This is a genomic window from Pseudomonas sp. MWU16-30317, from assembly GCF_020515695.1.
Lineage (GTDB): Bacteria > Pseudomonadota > Gammaproteobacteria > Pseudomonadales > Pseudomonadaceae > Aquipseudomonas.
On the sequence record NZ_JAIWJA010000001.1, the window covers coordinates 52,162 to 69,348 of the forward strand.

General features: G+C 63.6%; 15 protein-coding genes. 5 read left to right on the forward strand and 10 right to left on the reverse strand.

The genetic code is table 11. The annotated features are described in order from the left end of the window. The first annotated feature begins 164 nt into the window (after positions 1-164). A complete protein-coding gene (locus tag LIX93_RS00275; RefSeq protein WP_226502013.1) occupies positions 165-1,796 on the forward strand; it encodes a methyl-accepting chemotaxis protein in 1,632 nt (543 codons plus the stop codon). Between the two features lie 121 nt (positions 1,797-1,917). Here LIX93_RS00275 and LIX93_RS00280 read toward each other — a convergent pair whose 3' ends face one another. Next, a complete protein-coding gene (locus tag LIX93_RS00280; RefSeq protein WP_226502014.1) occupies positions 1,918-2,445 on the reverse strand; it encodes a heme-binding protein in 528 nt (175 codons plus the stop codon). Between the two features lie 99 nt (positions 2,446-2,544). On the opposite strand from LIX93_RS00280, the gene LIX93_RS00285 reads away from it, so the two are divergent. Both LIX93_RS00285 and LIX93_RS00290 read left to right on the forward strand, forming a co-directional pair. Then, complete coding sequence (locus LIX93_RS00285) at positions 2,545-3,441, forward strand: LysR family transcriptional regulator (RefSeq protein ID WP_226502015.1); 897 nt, start codon at positions 2,545-2,547, stop codon at positions 3,439-3,441. Positions 3,442-3,631: 190 nt separating this feature from the next. Further along, the gene (locus tag LIX93_RS00290; protein ID WP_226502016.1) at positions 3,632-4,576 is read left to right on the forward strand and encodes an aldo/keto reductase; all 945 of its coding nucleotides are present in this window, start codon (positions 3,632-3,634) and stop codon (positions 4,574-4,576) included. 107 nt (positions 4,577-4,683) lie between these two features. Here LIX93_RS00290 and LIX93_RS00295 read toward each other — a convergent pair whose 3' ends face one another. Further along, entirely contained in the window at positions 4,684-6,744 is a 2,061-nt protein-coding gene (locus LIX93_RS00295) for a TonB-dependent receptor (RefSeq protein ID WP_226502017.1), read from the reverse strand. A gap of 174 nt (positions 6,745-6,918) precedes the next feature. Further along, positions 6,919-7,404: a DUF2946 domain-containing protein gene (locus LIX93_RS00300; protein WP_226502018.1), complete on the reverse strand. Its 486-nt coding sequence runs from the start codon at positions 7,402-7,404 to the stop codon at positions 6,919-6,921. Positions 7,405-7,625: 221 nt separating this feature from the next. Between LIX93_RS00300 and LIX93_RS00305 the strand changes: the two genes are divergently transcribed. Then, entirely contained in the window at positions 7,626-9,056 is a 1,431-nt protein-coding gene (locus LIX93_RS00305; protein ID WP_226502019.1) for an NAD-dependent succinate-semialdehyde dehydrogenase, read from the forward strand. Positions 9,057-9,192: 136 nt separating this feature from the next. Here LIX93_RS00305 and LIX93_RS00310 read toward each other — a convergent pair whose 3' ends face one another. After that, positions 9,193-10,662 carry an aldehyde dehydrogenase family protein gene (locus LIX93_RS00310; protein ID WP_226502020.1) on the reverse strand — a complete coding sequence of 490 codons (1,470 nt, stop codon included), beginning with the start codon at positions 10,660-10,662 and terminating at the stop codon, positions 9,193-9,195. A 112-nt stretch (positions 10,663-10,774) separates the two neighbouring features. Here LIX93_RS00310 and LIX93_RS00315 point away from each other — a divergent pair, with 112 nt between their 5' ends. Next, positions 10,775-11,629 (forward strand): LysR substrate-binding domain-containing protein, encoded by an 855-nt coding sequence (locus LIX93_RS00315; RefSeq protein WP_226502021.1) that lies wholly within the window; start codon positions 10,775-10,777, stop codon positions 11,627-11,629. A gap of 66 nt (positions 11,630-11,695) precedes the next feature. On the opposite strand, the gene LIX93_RS00320 is transcribed toward LIX93_RS00315, so the two are convergent. The 6 genes from LIX93_RS00320 to LIX93_RS00345 all read right to left on the reverse strand — a co-directional run bounded on the left by LIX93_RS00320 (position 11,696) and on the right by LIX93_RS00345 (position 17,175). Continuing rightward, positions 11,696-12,307: an RraA family protein gene (locus LIX93_RS00320; RefSeq protein WP_226502022.1), complete on the reverse strand. Its 612-nt coding sequence runs from the start codon at positions 12,305-12,307 to the stop codon at positions 11,696-11,698. Beyond that, a complete protein-coding gene (locus LIX93_RS00325; protein ID WP_226502023.1) occupies positions 12,304-12,696 on the reverse strand; it encodes a RidA family protein in 393 nt (130 codons plus the stop codon). The genes LIX93_RS00320 and LIX93_RS00325 overlap by 4 nt, the downstream gene beginning before the upstream one ends. A 55-nt stretch (positions 12,697-12,751) precedes the next feature. Next, complete coding sequence (locus LIX93_RS00330) at positions 12,752-14,086, reverse strand: MFS transporter (protein ID WP_226502024.1); 1,335 nt, start codon at positions 14,084-14,086, stop codon at positions 12,752-12,754. A gap of 156 nt (positions 14,087-14,242) precedes the next feature. Then, positions 14,243-15,472, reverse strand: coding sequence for a Zn-dependent hydrolase (locus LIX93_RS00335; protein ID WP_226502025.1), 1,230 nt, complete (start codon positions 15,470-15,472; stop codon positions 14,243-14,245). A gap of 21 nt (positions 15,473-15,493) precedes the next feature. Further along, positions 15,494-16,423, reverse strand: coding sequence for a glyoxylate/hydroxypyruvate reductase A (locus LIX93_RS00340; RefSeq protein WP_226502026.1), 930 nt, complete (start codon positions 16,421-16,423; stop codon positions 15,494-15,496). After that, the gene (locus tag LIX93_RS00345; RefSeq protein WP_226502027.1) at positions 16,420-17,175 is read right to left on the reverse strand and encodes a class II aldolase/adducin family protein; all 756 of its coding nucleotides are present in this window, start codon (positions 17,173-17,175) and stop codon (positions 16,420-16,422) included. The genes LIX93_RS00340 and LIX93_RS00345 overlap by 4 nt, the downstream gene beginning before the upstream one ends. Positions 17,176-17,187: the final 12 nt, after the last annotated feature.

Sequence of the window (17,187 nt, forward strand, 5' to 3'; positions counted from 1 at the left end):
GCTGTACGGCCCACCACTGGGTCACGACGCTTCTGCCGTAATCCAGCACAGTGGGGCGCTGCGCTAATGTTTAATCGAAAGACGCCGACAGCCTTGGAAGTAACAGCGCATTCGTGCGCCGACCTGCTATGCCTATAACAAAAGCAATAACTCCATCGAGGGTCATGAATATGCGTAGTCTTTCCATCAGTCGACGGCTTTGGCTCATTCTGGTTGTCGCGGTGCTGATGCTAGTGGTGATGTCCGGGGCCATGCTCAAGCAGATTCACGATGACCTCTACGACGCCAAGGCACTGAAAACCATGCACGTGGTGCAGACCGCCAATGGCGTGCTGGAGTATTTCCAGGGCCTCGAAAAGGCCGGCACCCTGACCCGTGAACAGGCCCAGCAACAGGCCATCGAAGCCATTCGCGCGCTGCGCTACAACCAGACCGATTACTTCTGGATCAACGACTTGCGCCCCGTGATGATCATGCACCCGACCAGCCCCAAGTTGGTGGGCCAGGATCTGTCGGGCATCAAGGACCCGGACGGTTTCCAGGTGTTCAACGAGATGGTCACCGTGGCCAAGACCAAGGGCGCAGGGATGATCAACTACCGCTGGCCCAAACCGGGCGCCAGTGAGCCGGTGGCCAAGACCTCCTACGTGAGCCTGTTCGCGCCCTGGGGCTGGATCATCGGCTCGGGGGTGTATGTCGACGACGTGCAGGCCGAGTTCGTGCATCAGGTCTGGAAAGCCTCGTCGATCAGTCTGGCGATCATTGTGGCGATGATGGCGCTGCTGGTGATGATCTCGCGCAGCATTCTCGGCCCGCTCAATACCACCGTGCAGGCCATGGCCAATATCGCCAGCGGCGAAAGCGACCTGACGCGCAGCCTGTCCACCGATGGCAATGACGAGGTCACCCAATTGGCCCGGCACTTCAATGGCTTCACCGCCAAGCTGCGCCGGGTGGTCGGCGAGCTGCAGCAATCGGCCACTGGCCTTGGCCAGGCATCGCTGGAACTGGGCAGCAACGCCGATCAGGCGCAAGCGCGCAGCCAGCAGCAATCCGAGCAGATGGAGCTGGTGGCAACTGCGGTCAACGAGGTCACTTATGGCGTTCAGGATGTGGCCAAGAACGCCGAGCATGCCGCCAGCGAGATGCGCGACGCGCAATCCCAGGCGCAGCAAGGGCAAGCGAATATCGACAGCAGCCTGCGCCAGATCGGCGCGTTGTCCGGCACCATCGATCAAGCTGTCGGGGTGATCCGCACCCTGGCCAGCGAGAGCACGCAGATCGGCAGCGTGCTGGAAGTGATCAGCTCGATTGCCGAGCAGACCAACCTGCTGGCCCTCAACGCCGCCATCGAGGCAGCGCGGGCAGGGGATCAGGGCCGTGGCTTTGCGGTGGTGGCAGACGAGGTGCGCCTGCTGGCCCAGCGTACGCAGAAATCCACCGCTGAAATCCACAGCATGATCGAGCGCCTGCAGAGCCATTCCGATGCCGCCGTGAAAGTGATCGGCGACAGCAGTCGCGCCTCGCAGTTGACCATCGAGCAAGCGGAGCTGGCGGGTAACAGCCTGACGTCGATTCGCAATGCGTTAGGCAATATCAACGGGCTGAATGCGTCGATCGCCAGTGCGACCTTGCAGCAGTCCCATGTGGTAGAGGACATCAATCAGAACGTCACCCAGGCCGCGCAACTGTCTCGCCATGCGGCGCTGGCGGCGGAGCAATCGAACGTGGCGAGCTTGCAGCTCAAGGGCTTGAGTGAGCAGTTGAATGGGTTGTTGAGGCAGTTCAAGGTGTGACCGTCACTGCTGGAATAATAGCGAGGGGGCGCCGTAACAGGGATTCGCCCCACATCTGCTCTCTGCGCGGATCTTGAGCTTTCGGGGCGAGCACCCTCGCTACATTCAAGGTCGTCAGTGCTTACTGGAAAGAAGCCTGAAACGCCTTCACCGCCTCGCTGGCGCAGGCTTCATCCTTGTCGCCACCTGGCGCCCCGGACACCCCCAGACCGCCGATCACCTGATGATCGGCACGGCGCAAGGTCACGCCACCGGGAATGAACAACACCTCGGGCACGGTATTCAGCGCGCCGTTGGTGGGGCCGTCCAGATGCGCGGCGATCAGCTCGCTGGTGCTGTTCTTGTCGAACGCCTGGCCATAGGAAAACGCCGTATAGGCCTTGCGATAGGACACCGACAACGACTGCAACGGCACCGTATCGCCCTTGATCACCGCCTGTTCGTGCCCGGATGGATCGACCACCGCGGCCGTCACCGAATAGCCCCGCGCCGCGCAGATCTGCACCGCCTTGCTGGCTAGCTGTTCAGCGGTCTGCCAGGGCAGTTTTTGCGTGGTGATCAACGCAGGCGGAGCGGCGTTGGCGGCATTGGCGGCCAGCACTGCAGTGAGGGTCAACAGCGGCAAGGCGAAGCGGCGATTCAGGGCCATAGGGCAATCTCCTGTGGGAAAGCCCCAGTATCGGCAACAGCGCCCATGGCAGAAACCGGATATTCTCGGAATGTCTTTCCGAAAAACCGGACAATTGCCATGCATGAAATCTCCGATATGGCGGTATTCGTCGAGGTGGCCCGCCAGGGTGGATTCTCAGCGGCGGGGCGTAGCCTGGGCCTGGCCAGCTCGGTGGTCAGCGATCGGGTCAAGGCCCTGGAAAGCCGCCTGGGTGTGAAGCTGCTGCACCGCACCACCCGCAGCCAGATGCTTACCGAGAGCGGGCAGCTCTACCTTGAGCGGGCGCAGGACATCGTCGCCGACATCGCCGCGCTGGAGTCCCTGGTGCTGGAGGCCAGCGTGGCGCCGCGCGGCCCGCTGCGGGTGACGGCGCCGGGCCCGCTGGGTCGGCGGCATATCGCGCCCTTGGTCGGCGCGTTCTGCCAGGCGCATCCGCAGATTCAGGTGCACTTGACCCTCGACGATCGCTTCAGCGACATCGTCGGCGAGGGCTTCGATATCGCCGTGCGCGGCGGCCCGCTGATCGACAGCCAGTTCACCGGTCGCCAGTTGTTCGACACACGCCGGGTAGTGGTGGCCAGTCCTGCCTATCTGCGCGCGGCCGGTACGCCCGTGACGCCTGCGGATCTGCATCGACACCGTTGCCTGCTGTTCAATCACGAGGGGCACTTTCATGCCGACTGGCGCTTCGGCCGGGGGGCACAGGCGCAGACCTTGCGGGTCGAGGGCGCGCTGGTGGCGAGCAACTCCGAGCTGCCCATCGACTGGGCGTTGCAGGGCCTGGGCCTGACCCAGAAGTCCTGGTGGGAAGTGGCGGCCCAGGTTGCCGACGGCCGCCTGTGCACCGTGCTCGACACGTACGAACCGGAGCCGGTGTCGTTTTACGGGATACACCCGGTGCGCTCCGCGCAGTCGCGCAAGGTGGGGTTGTTCATCGAGGCGCTGAGTCAGTGGTTTGTGGGGTTCAGTGGTTGAGTGGGGTGGTGATTTTGCCAGTGACGTCTGCGGCGATGCTGGCGGCCCTTTCGCGAGCAAGCTTTGCTCGCACAGGTGTCACCTGAGCCGACCTGAGAGCAGATTTCATCCAGCCAGTGCGAACCAAAGGCGCAAGATGGCGTCAGCTTTCATACCTTCTGGTTTCCATCCCTCGTTCAAGGAGAGCGAAATGCACAAGCGTCCACTTGGCAATACCGGTATCGATATCGTCCCGCTGGTGTTCGGCGGCAATGTGTTTGGCTGGACCATCGATGAAAAGACCAGTTTCGCCGTGCTCGATGCCTTCGTCGATCATGGCTTCAACGCCATCGATACCGCCGATGTCTACTCGGCCTGGGCCGACGGCAACAAGGGGGGTGAATCCGAAACCATTATCGGTCGCTGGCTCAAGGCGCGCCCTGGTGCACGTGAGAAGGTGGCGATCTTCACCAAGGTCGGTGCCGACATGGGCCAGGGCAACAAGGGTCTGTCCGGTGCCTATATTCCCAAGGCGCTCGACGCTTCGCTGGCACGCTTGGGCACCGATCATATCGACCTGTATTTCTCCCACTGGCCCGATCCGCAGACGCCCTATGCCGAAACCCTGAGTGCCTATGACGCCGCGCTCAAGGCCGGCAAGATCCGCTCGGTGGGCGCGTCCAATCTGGACGCCGCGCAGTTGCAGGAATCGCTGAAGGTGGCCAAGGAACAGGGCTTGCCGGCCTATCAGGTGCTGCAACCGGAGTACAACCTGTACGACCGCGCCAGCTTCGATGGCGCGCTGCGCGAGACCTGCATCGACAACACTATCGGCGTGGTCACCTACTACAGCCTGGCGTCGGGGTTTCTCTCGGGCAAGTACCGCAGCAAGGCCGACCTGAGCCAGAGCAAGCGCGGCGAGAAAGTCGGCAAGTACCTGGACCAACGTGGCCTGGCGCTGCTCGAAGTGTTGGACGGCGTCGCGGCCGATCATGGCGCCAAGCCCGCAGAAGTGGCCCTGGCCTGGCTGATCGCCCGCGAAGGTGTGACCGCGCCCATCGCCAGTGCCACCAGCGTGGCTCAGGTAGAGAGCTTCGCTAGGGCGGCAACGCTGAAGCTCAGCGCGGCGCAAGTGAAGGCGTTGAGCGAGGCCTGAATTTTCGCCGCCGAACGCGCACCCTTGCCCCACAGCTGATGGAACTGTTCCAACGTCGTACACCTGTGGGAGCGAGGCTTGCCCGCGAAGAGGCCCGCGAAATCAGCTCAAAAATCGAACGTCACGCCGGTGTACAGCGCTCGGCCATCCCCCGGCGAGTGCAGCGCCGCAACAGCGCCATCGGGGTCATACCACACATATTCGTAGTAGCGGTTGGCAACGTTCTTCAGCTGTACATCGACGCTCACCGAGTCACTCACCCTGTAGCTCGCGCCAAGGTTCATCAGCACGTATGCACCGTAGGTCCCCTGGGTGTTGTTCTTCTCCAGATAGTAATTGCTTTGGCCGTTCATCCACGCCGACAGCTGCAGCTTCTTGCTCAGTTGATAGTTGGCGCCGGCGCTGTACAGGTGGTGCGGCACGTGGTCGATCTCGCGGCCTTTACTGTCCGGGTAAGTACCCCCCGGCTCGAGAATTTTCGAGTACTGCCAGGAGTAGGCCAGCCACACATCGGTGCGGGTATCGGGGTGCAGGTTGACCTGCGCGTCGTAGCCCCAGCGCCGGGTCTTGCCGACGTTGTCGGAGGCACCGGTGGGGTCGTTGAGGCGGCGGCTGAACTCGCCGGACGCTTGTTGTTGCCAATAGGCGACGCGCCCGTCTATCCACTGCGCAGAGGCGAACTTGATCCCGGTTTCCCAGCCGTCGTTGAGCGATGGCGCCAGATCGTCGTTGTTCGGCGGCACCTTGTACGCCGCCGAACCGGTAGCGACCTGAAAGGTGCGCCCCCAGTTGGCGTACAGGCTTGCCTGTTGCCAGGGCGAGTAGACCACGCTGATTTTCGGTTGCTTGATCAGCCCGTAATCGTTGATGTCGTAGTGCTGCCCGGTCATGCGGTTGGTGAAGTCGCCCGCGACGCGATCAACCCGGTAGGCGGGGATGATCTTCAACGATTCGACGGGCTGGATCACCGCCTGCACGTAGCCGCCATAGGTGTCGAAATCGAACTGCTGATCGCGGGTCTGCGCCTGACGCACGCGCTCGACCGTACGGTAGCGCTCGCTTTGGTTGTCCTGCTTCTGCACGTCCAGGCCGCCTTCGAGGGCAAAGTCGTTCAGCCAGCGGACCACAGGCCGCCAGGTCAGGGTGGTGATGGCGCCGTATTGGGTTTCATAGGCGTCGCGCTCCTGCTGCGCGGTGGTGCGCCAGTATTGGGTCCAGCGGCGGTCGTCGAAGGTGTTGACGTAGGTCTTGGCGCCCCAGGCCAGTTGCTCGGTGAGGTCGGTATCCAGGTGCAGGCTGAGCTGGTTCATGCGCCGGGTGCCCTGGTCGCTGTCGTTGTAGGCATTGGTCATGCGCGGGTGGTCGTGGGCGTTCTGTTCGGTGAGGTAGCCCGGCTCTTGCGCCTCGGCTTCGTAGTGACGAGCGATGAGGCCCACACGGTAGCTGCCGTCATCAGGGGTGTAGAACCACTTGCCGCCTAGTGAAAATTTGTCGGCATCGGCGTGATCGCGATAGCCGTCACTCTTCTGGTAGGCGAAGAAGTAATTCTGCGTCCAGTTGCTGGTTTCGATGCCCTTGGCCAGTTGCAGCTCCTGGGTGTTGTAGTTGCCCACCCGGACTCGCGCCTTGGTGTAGTCGCCGCCCAGGCGCGTGTTGATATTGACGTTGCCAGCGATGTTGTTGAGCCCATAACGCGGGTCGCTGGTGCCGCGGACCACTTCGATGTGGTCGATGTCGAGCGGGAAGATCATGTCCATGAACGGCATATTGCCGTCGTTGCTGTTGCTGGGGATGCCATCGATCAGGACTTTGACGGCGTTGACTTCGCCTTCGCCGTTGAAGCCACGAAAGGAGATCTTGCCTGAAGTAGTGCCCTGGTTGAACTCGGTGAGGGTCACCCCAGGCGTGCGGCGAAACAGCTCCCAGCTATAGGCGACCGGCATTTTTTCGATCAGGTCGCCGCCGAGGATATCGACGGAGCTCAAGACGCTGCTGGTCGCTAACGGGCCGCTCGCGCTGCCGGAGACGTTGACGGTAGCCAAATTGACGGTGCCCAATGTGAGTGTCGAGCCGGCGGCCGGCGCGGTGTCGGCCATGGCAAGCTCTAGCGGCAGCAAGGCGAACAGCGCCGAGGCCCGCAGGGTGTGGCGTGAAAAGCGTTGAAACATGGTGCGATATCCCTGAACGCAAGCGCGTACGCCGCCGCGCCGGCGGGTCGGGTCGACTGGCCAGGCACAGGTGAGCGTGATTCTCCCGCGCGGCATGAAAAAGGCCGCTGGAGCGCGCTTCAAGTAGAAGTCAGATGGCAAGTACGGCCCAACCGGGCGGCGCCTCGCCGTGATTCAACCCAGGTACAGGGCGGGCGGGGCGCGGGGCCCGGCGATAAACAGGGCGAGGGGCTGGCGATGGCCGCGCAGGGAGCGCGGCACCGCAGCGGTGGCCGGAGCCAGTGCCGTAAACAGCGAGGTCGGCGACGTGTGGCCAGCCGCAGGAGAGTGGAACAGCAAGCTGCAATAACCGCACTTTTCCCACAGCGCGTGCAGTTCCCCTTGCTGGCCATGATCATGGTCATGAGACGAATCCGCAGACGCTTGCAGGCTGCTGCCCATGGACATCGACATGCCCATAGGCATCGACATGGTCATGGCGGGCGCTGCCATGCTTGGCAGGGTCTGCGAGATCAGCGGCCCGACAAAGATCATCCACATCGCGAACAGGCCGAGCCAGGCGCCGTGTCGGGCGCCAGTGGACCTGCTGCGAGTGCGATGGAATGAGGAGTGAGTCACGGTACTGCCGATCAAGGGACTGGAATAGCGCGTCGCCATCATCCAGCAATCGTGCGCGACGATCCAGCAAAGACGATTGAACGTGCCTCAAATTAATGCGCGCCAGGAATTATCTTTCGTCAGGCGCGCGCTTTATCCGCACCGTTGCAAGCGTTACCCTCCACCAACTCGAGGGGCTGGATAATGTGGGTATATACCCCTATTATGTCGGCCCAGCTTGAACACTCATCCCATGGTTGATGGCGAGCCAAGTCGAGGTAGCGATGTATCCCAACGTACAGCTGTTCATCAATGGCACCTGGCGAGACAGCAAGGACGGGCGCAGCATCCGCGTCCTCAACCCCGAGAACAACGAGGCCATCGGCACGGTCGCCCATGCCGATATCGCCGATCTGGACGAGGCCCTTGCCGCAGCTGAAGCAGGCTTTGCCGCCTGGCGTCGGGTCGGTGCCTTCGACCGTTACAAGATCATGCGCAAGGCCGCGCAGCTGCTGCGCGAGCGCCAGCCGGCCATCGCCAACCTGATGACTCAGGAGCAGGGCAAGCCGCTGGCTGAATCCCTGACCGAGGTCGCCTCGGCGGCGGACATCATTGACTGGATGGCCGAAGAAGGCCGCCGTGCCTATGGGCGTATCGTTCCGGGGCGCAGCCCCAACGTCGAACAAAAGGTGATCCGCGAGCCGGTCGGCCCGGTAGCCGCATTCACGCCGTGGAACTTCCCGATCAACCAGGTGGTGCGCAAGTTATCTGCGGCATTGGCGGCGGGCTGCTCGATCATCATCAAGGCCCCCGAGGAAACCCCGGCATCGCCGGCCGAGTTGATCCGCGCCTTCGCCGACGCCGGCGTACCAGCAGGCGTCATCGGTTTGGTCTACGGTGATCCGGCGCAGGTATCGAGCTATCTGATCGCCCACCCGGTGATCAAGAAGGTCACTTTTACCGGCTCCACGCCAGTGGGCAAGCAACTGGCGGCACTGGCCGGTCAGCACATGAAGCGCGCGACCATGGAGCTGGGCGGCCATGCGCCGGCCATCGTGTTCGCCGACGCGGATATCGACAATGCCGTCAAGGTGCTGGTCGGCACCAAGTTCCGCAATGCCGGGCAAGTCTGTGTGTCGCCCACGCGGTTTCTGGTGCAGCGTGGGGTGTACGCGCAGTTCGTCGAGAAGTTCGTCGCGCTGGCCGGGCAGATCAAGGTCGGCGGCGGCTTGAGCGATGGTGTGACCATGGGCCCGCTGGCCAATGATCGGCGCGTGACGGCCTTGACGAAGCTGGTCGGCGAGGCCGTAGCGCAGGGCGCCAAGGTCGAACTGGGCGGCAAGGCGGGTGAAGGCCTGGGCAATTTCTTTGCGCCGACGGTGCTGTCCAACCTGACGCCGGACATGACCATCATGAACGACGAGCCCTTCGGCCCGGTAGCGCTCATGGTGCCATTCGACACGGTCGAAGAGGCCATTACCGAGTCCAACCGCGTACCCTACGGCCTGGCCTCCTATGCCTTCACCACCTCGACCCGCACCGCTCACGCGCTGAGCTACGGGATCGAAGCGGGCATGCTGTCCATCAACCACCAGGGCATCGGCCTGCCGGAAATTCCGTTCGGTGGGGTCAAGGATTCGGGCTATGGTTCGGAAGGCGGGACGGAAGCGATCGAGGCGTATCTGAACACCAAGCTGGTGACGCAGTTCAACTAAGCAGTTGCAGTCACGAAGAAGCCGCCGAGGTGCATGCCTCGGCGGCTTTTCATTGGCGATCTTCAGGGTCACGGCAATGGCTGCCATGGGCAGCCGTGCCAGGATCGTCGCTGCGGGCTGGCGGACTCAGGTGAGCTTACTGGTTGTAATCCAGATAAGTGACCTTGGTACGCACATAGGTGCGGTAGCCTTGCTCACCGTCGTCACCGCCCAGACCGGAGCGTTTCCACCCAGCATGGAAGCCGTTGATTTCTTCCGGGCCGATGCGGTTGACGTAGACCTCGCCGCTCTCCAACTCGTCGACCATGCGATTGGCCGTGCCCAGGTCGCGGGTGTACACATAGGCGCTCAAGCCGTACTCGCTGGCATTGGCCAGGTCGATCACCTGTTGCTCGGACTCGAACGCGACGATCGGCAGGATCGGACCGAACACTTCTGCCGCGAGGATATCCGCATCGCTGGCGACGCCAGTCAACACCGTGGGCGCGACCCAATAGCCCTGGTTCAATCCAGCCGGCAGGGCTTGCGGGCCACCGAAGGCGACATGGGCGCCTTGTTCGAGGGCGCGTTTCAGGTGCTGGTTGACGCTGTCACGCTCGGCGGCGCTGACTTTAGGGCCGATATCGGTGCCTTCGGCCTGCGGGTCGCCCAATTGCAGTTGCTTGACCTCACGGACCACGGCGTCGACGAAGCGATCATGCACGCTGCTGTGCACGTAGGTGCGCTCGTTGGCGATGCACACCTGGCCGCAGTTGGTCATGCGCGAGGCCACGGCGTCCTTGGCGGCGCGTTCGATGTCGGCGTCGGCCATGACGATGAACGGCGCCTTGCCGCCCAGTTCCAGTGACACCGGGACGATCTTGTCGGCGGCGGCGTGGAGGATCTGCATGCCGGCGCGGGTCGAACCGGTCATGGTTACCAGGTGGGTTTGTGCATGGCGAACCAGGGCATCACCGAGGGATTTGCCCGGCCCGGTGACCACGTTGACCACACCGGCGGGGATGCCGGCGCGCTGGCACAGGGTGGCCATGGCCAGGGACGACAGCGGGGTGTTCTCGCTGGGTTTGACCACGATGGCGTTGCCCGCGACGATCGCCGGCGCCACTTTGCGCAGGAACATCGCCAGCGGGAAATTCCACGGAATGATCGCCGCGACCACGCCATAGGGTTCTTCGCGGATGCTGATGGTGCGCCCCGGTGTGCCGCTCGCCATCACCTGACCGGTCTGGCGGAAGCCCAGGCCGGCGTGGTAACGCAGCATGGTCAGGGCCATTTGCACTTCGGCGCGGGCTTCCTTGATCGGCTTGCCTTGTTCGGTCACCAGCAGGCGCGCCAAGGCTTCGCTGTTTTCCTGCACCTGTTCGAGCAGGCGTTGCAGGTGGTCGGCGCGTGCCGCCAGGCCCAGGCGGGCCCAGCCCTTTTGCGCCTTGGCGGCGGCGGCGACGGCTTGCTCGGCGGTCTTGGCGTCACCTTCGGCGACCTGGCCGATGCGCGCTTCGGTGGCCGGGTTGAGCACTTCGCTGGCCTCGATGCTTGGCTGCCATTGGCCGCCGATGTAGTGGGCGGGTTCGCGGGGTAGCAGGGCCTGGATCAGGTCTTCGTACATGGGGGAGCTCTCCTGGAGGCAGTTGAAAGTCGATGAGCCCACCCTAGGCGTTTACATCTGTTGTGGAAATTGAAATATATTGAGCCGGGTTTTTCGAAAAAGAGAACGGTCAATGCAGCTTTCACAACTACGCGCCTTTTGCGCCGTCGCCACAACCGGCTCGGTCACCGCCGCCGCCAAGGAACTGCACCGGGTGCCATCTGGCGTGACCTTGCGCATCCAGCAGCTTGAAGCCGATCTGGAGTGCCAGCTGTTCGTGCGCGAACGCCAGCGCCTGACGCTGTCGCCGGCAGGCCGCGCCTTTCTGCCGCGGGCCAGGCAAATCGTCGAGCTCAGCGACAGCGCCAAGGCGTTGATCCGCGAGGAGGAAGTGGGCGGGCACCTGACCGTGGGTGCGCTGGACGTCGGCCTGGTGGCGTTCATGCCGCAACTGGTGGGGCGCTTTCGTCAGCACCATCCGCTGGTGAGCATGGATATCCGCTGCGATGTGTCCGAGGTGCTGATGAGCCAGGTTGCCGAGGGCAATCTCGACATCGCCCTCACCGATGGCCCGGTGCAGTCCCCGGCGCTGGACAGTTGCTATGCCTTTGCCGACGACTTGGTGCTGATCACCGAAAAGGCCCATCCGCGGGTCGTGCTCGCGTCTGATCTGAACTGCCGTGAAATCTACGGCTTCAGGCAGAATTGCTCGTTCAGACTGCGCCTGGATCGCTGGCTGGAGGCTTCGGGCGGCGAGGCATTGCAACTGATCGAGATGGAGTCGTACCACACCATGCTGGCCTGCGTGAGCGCAGGCGCTGGCGCGGCCTGGATCCCGCGGGCGATGCTCGAGACCTTGCCGGGGCGTACGGCAGTGCGGGTGCATTCGTTGGGTGAGGCGGGGCGCTCGAGCTTGTATTTCATCTGGCGCAGCGGGCATTTGACGCGCAATGCGCAGCGCTTGCTGGGCCTGTTGGAGGGGCAGTGAGCTGGCGCTGAGCAAGTTGTCGAGGCGTTCGAGCGTGATACGTCATGCAAACGCCAGATGTCAGATTCAAACCATCCGCAACACCGTCTCGATCGCCTCGCCATCCTGCATCCGCTCCAGCAACGCCGGCTCCGCCGCATCACTGGCCAGGGCGATATCGATCACCGCTTCGAGCGCCTCGGTCGAGGCGATCAACAGGCCGTTGTCGTCGCCCAGGACCCAAGCGCCAGGCACGACAGTCACGCCACCACACTGAATCTCGACGTTCTGCGCGCTGGCAGGATCGCTGCGCAGTTTAGTGGTCAACAAACTGGTCCCACGCGCGAAGATTGGCAGCCCGGCGGCGCGCAGTTCCACGATATCGGTGACCACACCGTCGACCACAATCGCGCGGGCGCCCTTGGCCGTAGCCGCGCAGGCCGTCACCGTACCGACGCAAGCGTGGTGATGGTCGCCCTGCATGTCGATCACCAGCACCTCGCCAGGCAACAGGCTGACCAGTGCGTGATTCACCGCGAACGCATCGGCGTTGACCAACCGCAACGTGCGGGCACGTCCGACCACTTTCACCCCTGTCAGTTGTGAGCGAACGAGGTGGCTGACAAACCCCTCCTCGAGAAAATGCCCCAAGGTCGCGAAGCTCACCCGCTGCAGTTTTGCTTCCAGTTCAACGCTCATGCTTGCACCCCAAGGTGATTGATCAGTTCGGCCACGCAGTCGATTTCCAGGCTCACGCCCCACAGCGACACGCACACGGTGGTGCGGGCCGGCGGGGCATGGCCGAGGACTTCGGTGTACACACGGTTGAAGGGTTCGAGTTGCGCCGGGTCGGTGAGGTAGCCGTTGACCTTGATCACGTGGTCGAAGTCGGAGCCGGCGGCGATCAGGATGGCTTCCAGATTACGCAGTGTCTGGCGCACTTGTTCTTCAAAGGTCTCGGGTTGCGAATCCAGGCTTTCGCTGGCGGGGATCTGTCCGGCGGTGAACACCAGGTGGCCACTGACAACCGCTTGCGAATAGGGGCCCACGGGACCGATGGTGCCGGGGGCGGCGGTAATGCGCTTCATGTCATACCTCATCAATGCAGGGCCCGGCTGCCTTGCAGCCGCCGGGTTATGGCGTTCAGGCCGGCTTGGCAGCGGTGGCGGTCAGGTCGCGCTTGAAGGTCTCGGTCAGCAGCAATAACGCAATCAGTGACAGCAGGGCGGTGCCGATCATGTACCAGGCCACCGACGAGCCCTTGCCGGTCCAGTTCAGTAGCGCGGTGGTGACCATGGGCGTCGCGGCGCTGCCCAGCAGGCCGGAGAGCATGTAGGCCACCGACAGTCCGGAGTAGCGCACCTTGGTGCCGAACAGCTCGGCCAGAAAGGTCGCGATCGGGCCGTAGTTGGCGGCAAACGCGGTCATCAGCAGCATGTAGCCGAGGAACACCAACGGCAGCTCGCGGGTGTCCATCAGCCAGAACATCGGAAAGGCCACCAGTGCTTCGGCGACGATGCCACCGATGATCACCGGCTTGCGACCCCAGCGATCGGACAACGCCCCGAAGGCCGGCAGCATGAACACGCACAGCGCACACGAGGCCAGCACCACGCTGAGCATCACCGGGCGGGTGAAGCCCAACGTTTGCGTGCCGTAGGTCAGGCCGAAGGCGACGATGATGTTGAATGACGAGCCGGTCGACATGGTCGCGATACCGCCCAGCAGCACCTGCTTCCAGTACTTGCGGCAGATCTCGGCCAGGGGCACCTTGACCGCAGGTTCGGTCTGTTTGGCCTGGTTGAAGGCGGGGGTCTCGGTGATGGTCAGGCGGATGTACAAGCCCACCGCGATCAGCAAGGCGCTGCCGAGGAAGGGGATGCGCCAGCCCCAGGCCAGCAGGTCTTCGGGCGACAGCGAGGTGGCGATGGCGAGGAAGGCCAGGTTGGCGATCATGGTGCCGGCCGGTACTCCGATCTGCACCCACGAGCCATACAAGCCGCGCTGGTGAGCCGGCGCATGCTCCACCGCCATCAACACCGCGCCGCCCCATTCGCCGCCCAGCGCCAGGCCCTGGATGATGCGCAGGCTCAGCAGCAGGATCGGCGCCCACACGCCGATGGCGGCGTAGTCTGGCAACAGGCCGATGGCGAAGGTCGCCGCACCCATCACCAGCAGCGAAATCAACAGCATCGACTTGCGCCCGAGCTTGTCGCCGAAGTGGCCGAACAACGCCGCGCCGACGATCCGCGCGCCATACGCCGAGGCGAAGGTGCCGAAGGCCAGCAAGGTGCCCACCAGCGCATCGAACGCCGGAAAGAAGATCTTGTTGAACACCAGGGCGGATGCCGTGGCGAAGACGAACAAGTCGTACCACTCGACGGTGGTGCCGATGACGCTGGCCACCGCGACTTTTTTCATGTTGACCGGGGCTGCCTGGGTCAGCACCTGATCGGGTATGCGCGCAGAACTGTTCATGCCTTATGTCTCCAAAATGAGCCGATGCTCAACGGATAGTGTTTTTGATTGGCAGAGTGCGAGTAGTGCGGCGCCCGCGTCCGGGCGCTGGTGCAGTGAAGCTTTTATTGGGGAGCAGGGCCTCGCCGGGCCCTTGCAGCTTTGCTGTGGTTCAGTTCAGCGTTGTACCCGTTCGGTCACCGCGTTGAGCAGCACGTCGCAGCCCTTGCGCGCGTCCTCGGGAAATATCGCCTCGGCTTCGTTGTGGCTCAGGCCGCCCACGCACGGGATGAATACCATGGTGGTGGGGCAGTGGCGGGCCAGCAGGATGGCGTCGTGGCCGGCACCGCTGACGATGTCCATATGGGGATAATCCAGTGCCTCGACGGCGCGGCGCACCGCATCGACGCAATTGCTGTCGAAGGGGGTTGCCGGGCTCAGCCAGTGGCGCTCGATGTTCAACGTCAGGCCGCGCGCGTCGGCAATCGCCTGGAAGCGCTCGAACACGCCCTGTTCCATGATCGCGATCTGCGCGTCCTGGTGATGGCGCAGATCCACGGTAAAGCTCACGTTGCCGGCGATGGTATTGCGCGACGACTTGGCGATCGCGACCTGGCCGATAGTGACGAGGCCCTTGGGGCTGAAGTCCAGCGCCAGCGCTTCCAGTTGTGCGGCCATCTCGGCGACACCGAACAGCGCATCCTTGCGCAACGCCATGGGCGTGGTGCCGGCGTGGGCGCTCTGGCCCTGCACCTGCACGTCGAGCCAGCAGATCGCCTGGCCACCGGTGACCACGCCCACGGGCAGGCCGTTGTCTTCGAGAATCGGGCCTTGCTCGATATGCGCTTCGAAATAGGCATCGAAGGGCCGCTGGAATGGCGAGTCACCGGCATGGCCGATTTCATTTATCGAGTCGCGTACGCTGATGCCGGCGCTGTCCCTTGCATTCAACGCGGTGTCCAGCGCCAAGCTGCCGGTGAACACCGCCGAGCCGAACATGGCCGGTGTGAAGCGCGCGCCTTCTTCGTTGGTCCACACCGCAATCTCGATCGCACGCTTGTTGCGCAAGCCCTGATCCTGGAGGCTGCGCACCACTTCAAGCCCGGCGAGCACGCCATAGATACCGTCAAAACGCCCGCCCTTGGGCTGGGTGTCGAGGTGGCTGCCCATCACCACCGGCGCCAAGCTGTCGTCGAGGCCCGGCAGGCGCGCGAACAGGTTGCCGATGGCGTCGAAGGCGGTGCTCATGCCGGCCTCGGTGCACCAGCCGATGAACAGCTCGCGGCCGAGTTTGTCTTCCTGGGACAGGGCCAGCCGGCAGTTGCCGCCTTTGTCGGTGGCGCCGAGCTTGGCCATGTCCATCAGGCTGCTCCACAAGCGTTCGCCGTTGCATTTCAATACGTTCATAAAGTCTCTCCTGCCGGTGCTTCAGTAACCCAATGAAGGGTCGACCAGGTTGTTCAGGGCTTCGCCGCCGAGCAGCCGCCGGGTGTTCTCCGCGACCTGGCGCACGATGCAATCGTGGGCGGCGGCCGAGGCCATGTGCGGCGTCACCACCACGCCGGGCATCTGCCACAGTGGGTGATCGGCGGCCAGCGGTTCGTGCTCGAACACATCCAGCACCGCGCCGCGCAACTGGCCGCTGGCGAGGGCCTGTTGCAGATCGTCGATGAGCAGGTGCTGACCGCGACCGCCGTTGACGATGGCTGCGCCGCGGGCGAGTTTTTCGAAGGTGCTGACGTTGAGAATGCCGCGCGTGACATCGGTCAGGGGCAGCAGATTGACCAGCAGGTCGAGGCCATCGAGAAAGGAGGCGAACTGCCCATCGCCGTGATAGCAGGCCACGCCGGTCAGTTGCCGCTCGCTGCGCGCCCAACCGCGCACGTCGTAGCCGGCACCGGCCAGGTCCCCGGCAATGGCCGCGCCCAGCGAGCCAAGGCCCATGACCCCGACCTTGAACTGCCCGGCCGCGCGTTGCGGATGACGCTGCCACTGGCTGTTCCGCTGCTGGGCGATGACCCGATCGAAATCGCGGTGATAGTGCAGCACGGCCCAGCGTACGTACTCGGTCATGCCACGTCGGTGATCAGGGTCGACCACCCGGCAGATGGGGAGGTCGGCGCCGCTGCGGTCGGTGCGCAAATGGTCAACGCCGGCTGCGACCGAGTGCACCAGGCGCACATTTGGCAAGCGCCCGAGGCTGCCTGCGGGCGGATACCAGCACGCTGCCGCAACGGCATCGTTGGCCGCCGGATCGTCGGCGAGTACCGCACGCAGATGAGGCGCGTGGGTGGCGAAGGCGGCCTGCAGTTGTTGCAGCAGACGCTCGTCTTTGCTGAGCAGCACCACAGTGGTCATGAGCAGTAGGACTCGCGTTGGTCTTCGATCAGGCTCAGAGTGGCGAGCCAACTGAGGTGGGTGATTTCATCGGCTTCATCGCGGGCGAATTGTTCTGCAGTCAAGCGGCAGACTTCTTCGCTGGGATAGACCAGCTTGCTATTGCCAGACAAGGCCTGGACTTGCGCCTGGCAGGCACGCTCCAAAAAGTGGATCTCCTGAAAGGCATGGCCGACGCTGGTGCCCGCGGCCAGCAGGCCGTGGTTGCGCAGGATCATCGCCTTGTGCGGGCCGAGGTCGGCCACCAGGCGCTCGCGCTCGCTCAGCGACAAGGCGATGCCTTCATAGGTGTGGTACGCCAGGTTGCCGTAGTAGCGCAGCGCATGCTGGCTGATCGGCAACAAGCCTTGCTCCTGCGCGGCGACGGCCATGCCGGCGGCGGTGTGGGTGTGAATCACGCAGGCCAGGTCCGGGCGTGCCATGTGGATGGCCGAGTGGATCACGAAGCCTGCGGCATTGACGCGGCTGGTGGCCAGATCGCCGTTGACCACATTGCCGTGCTGGTCGATGCGCACCAGATCACTGGCTTTCATGCGCTCGAAGATCACCCCGTAACGGTTGATCAAAAAGTGATGCTCGGGGCCGGGGATGCGCAGGGTGATATGCGTGTCGATCAGGTCGGTCATGCGAAAGTGCGCGACCAGTCGGTACAGTGCGGCGAGTTCGCAGCGCGCCTGCCATTCCACGGGGTCGATGTGCTCGGGTTGATGCATGGGGAGCTCCTT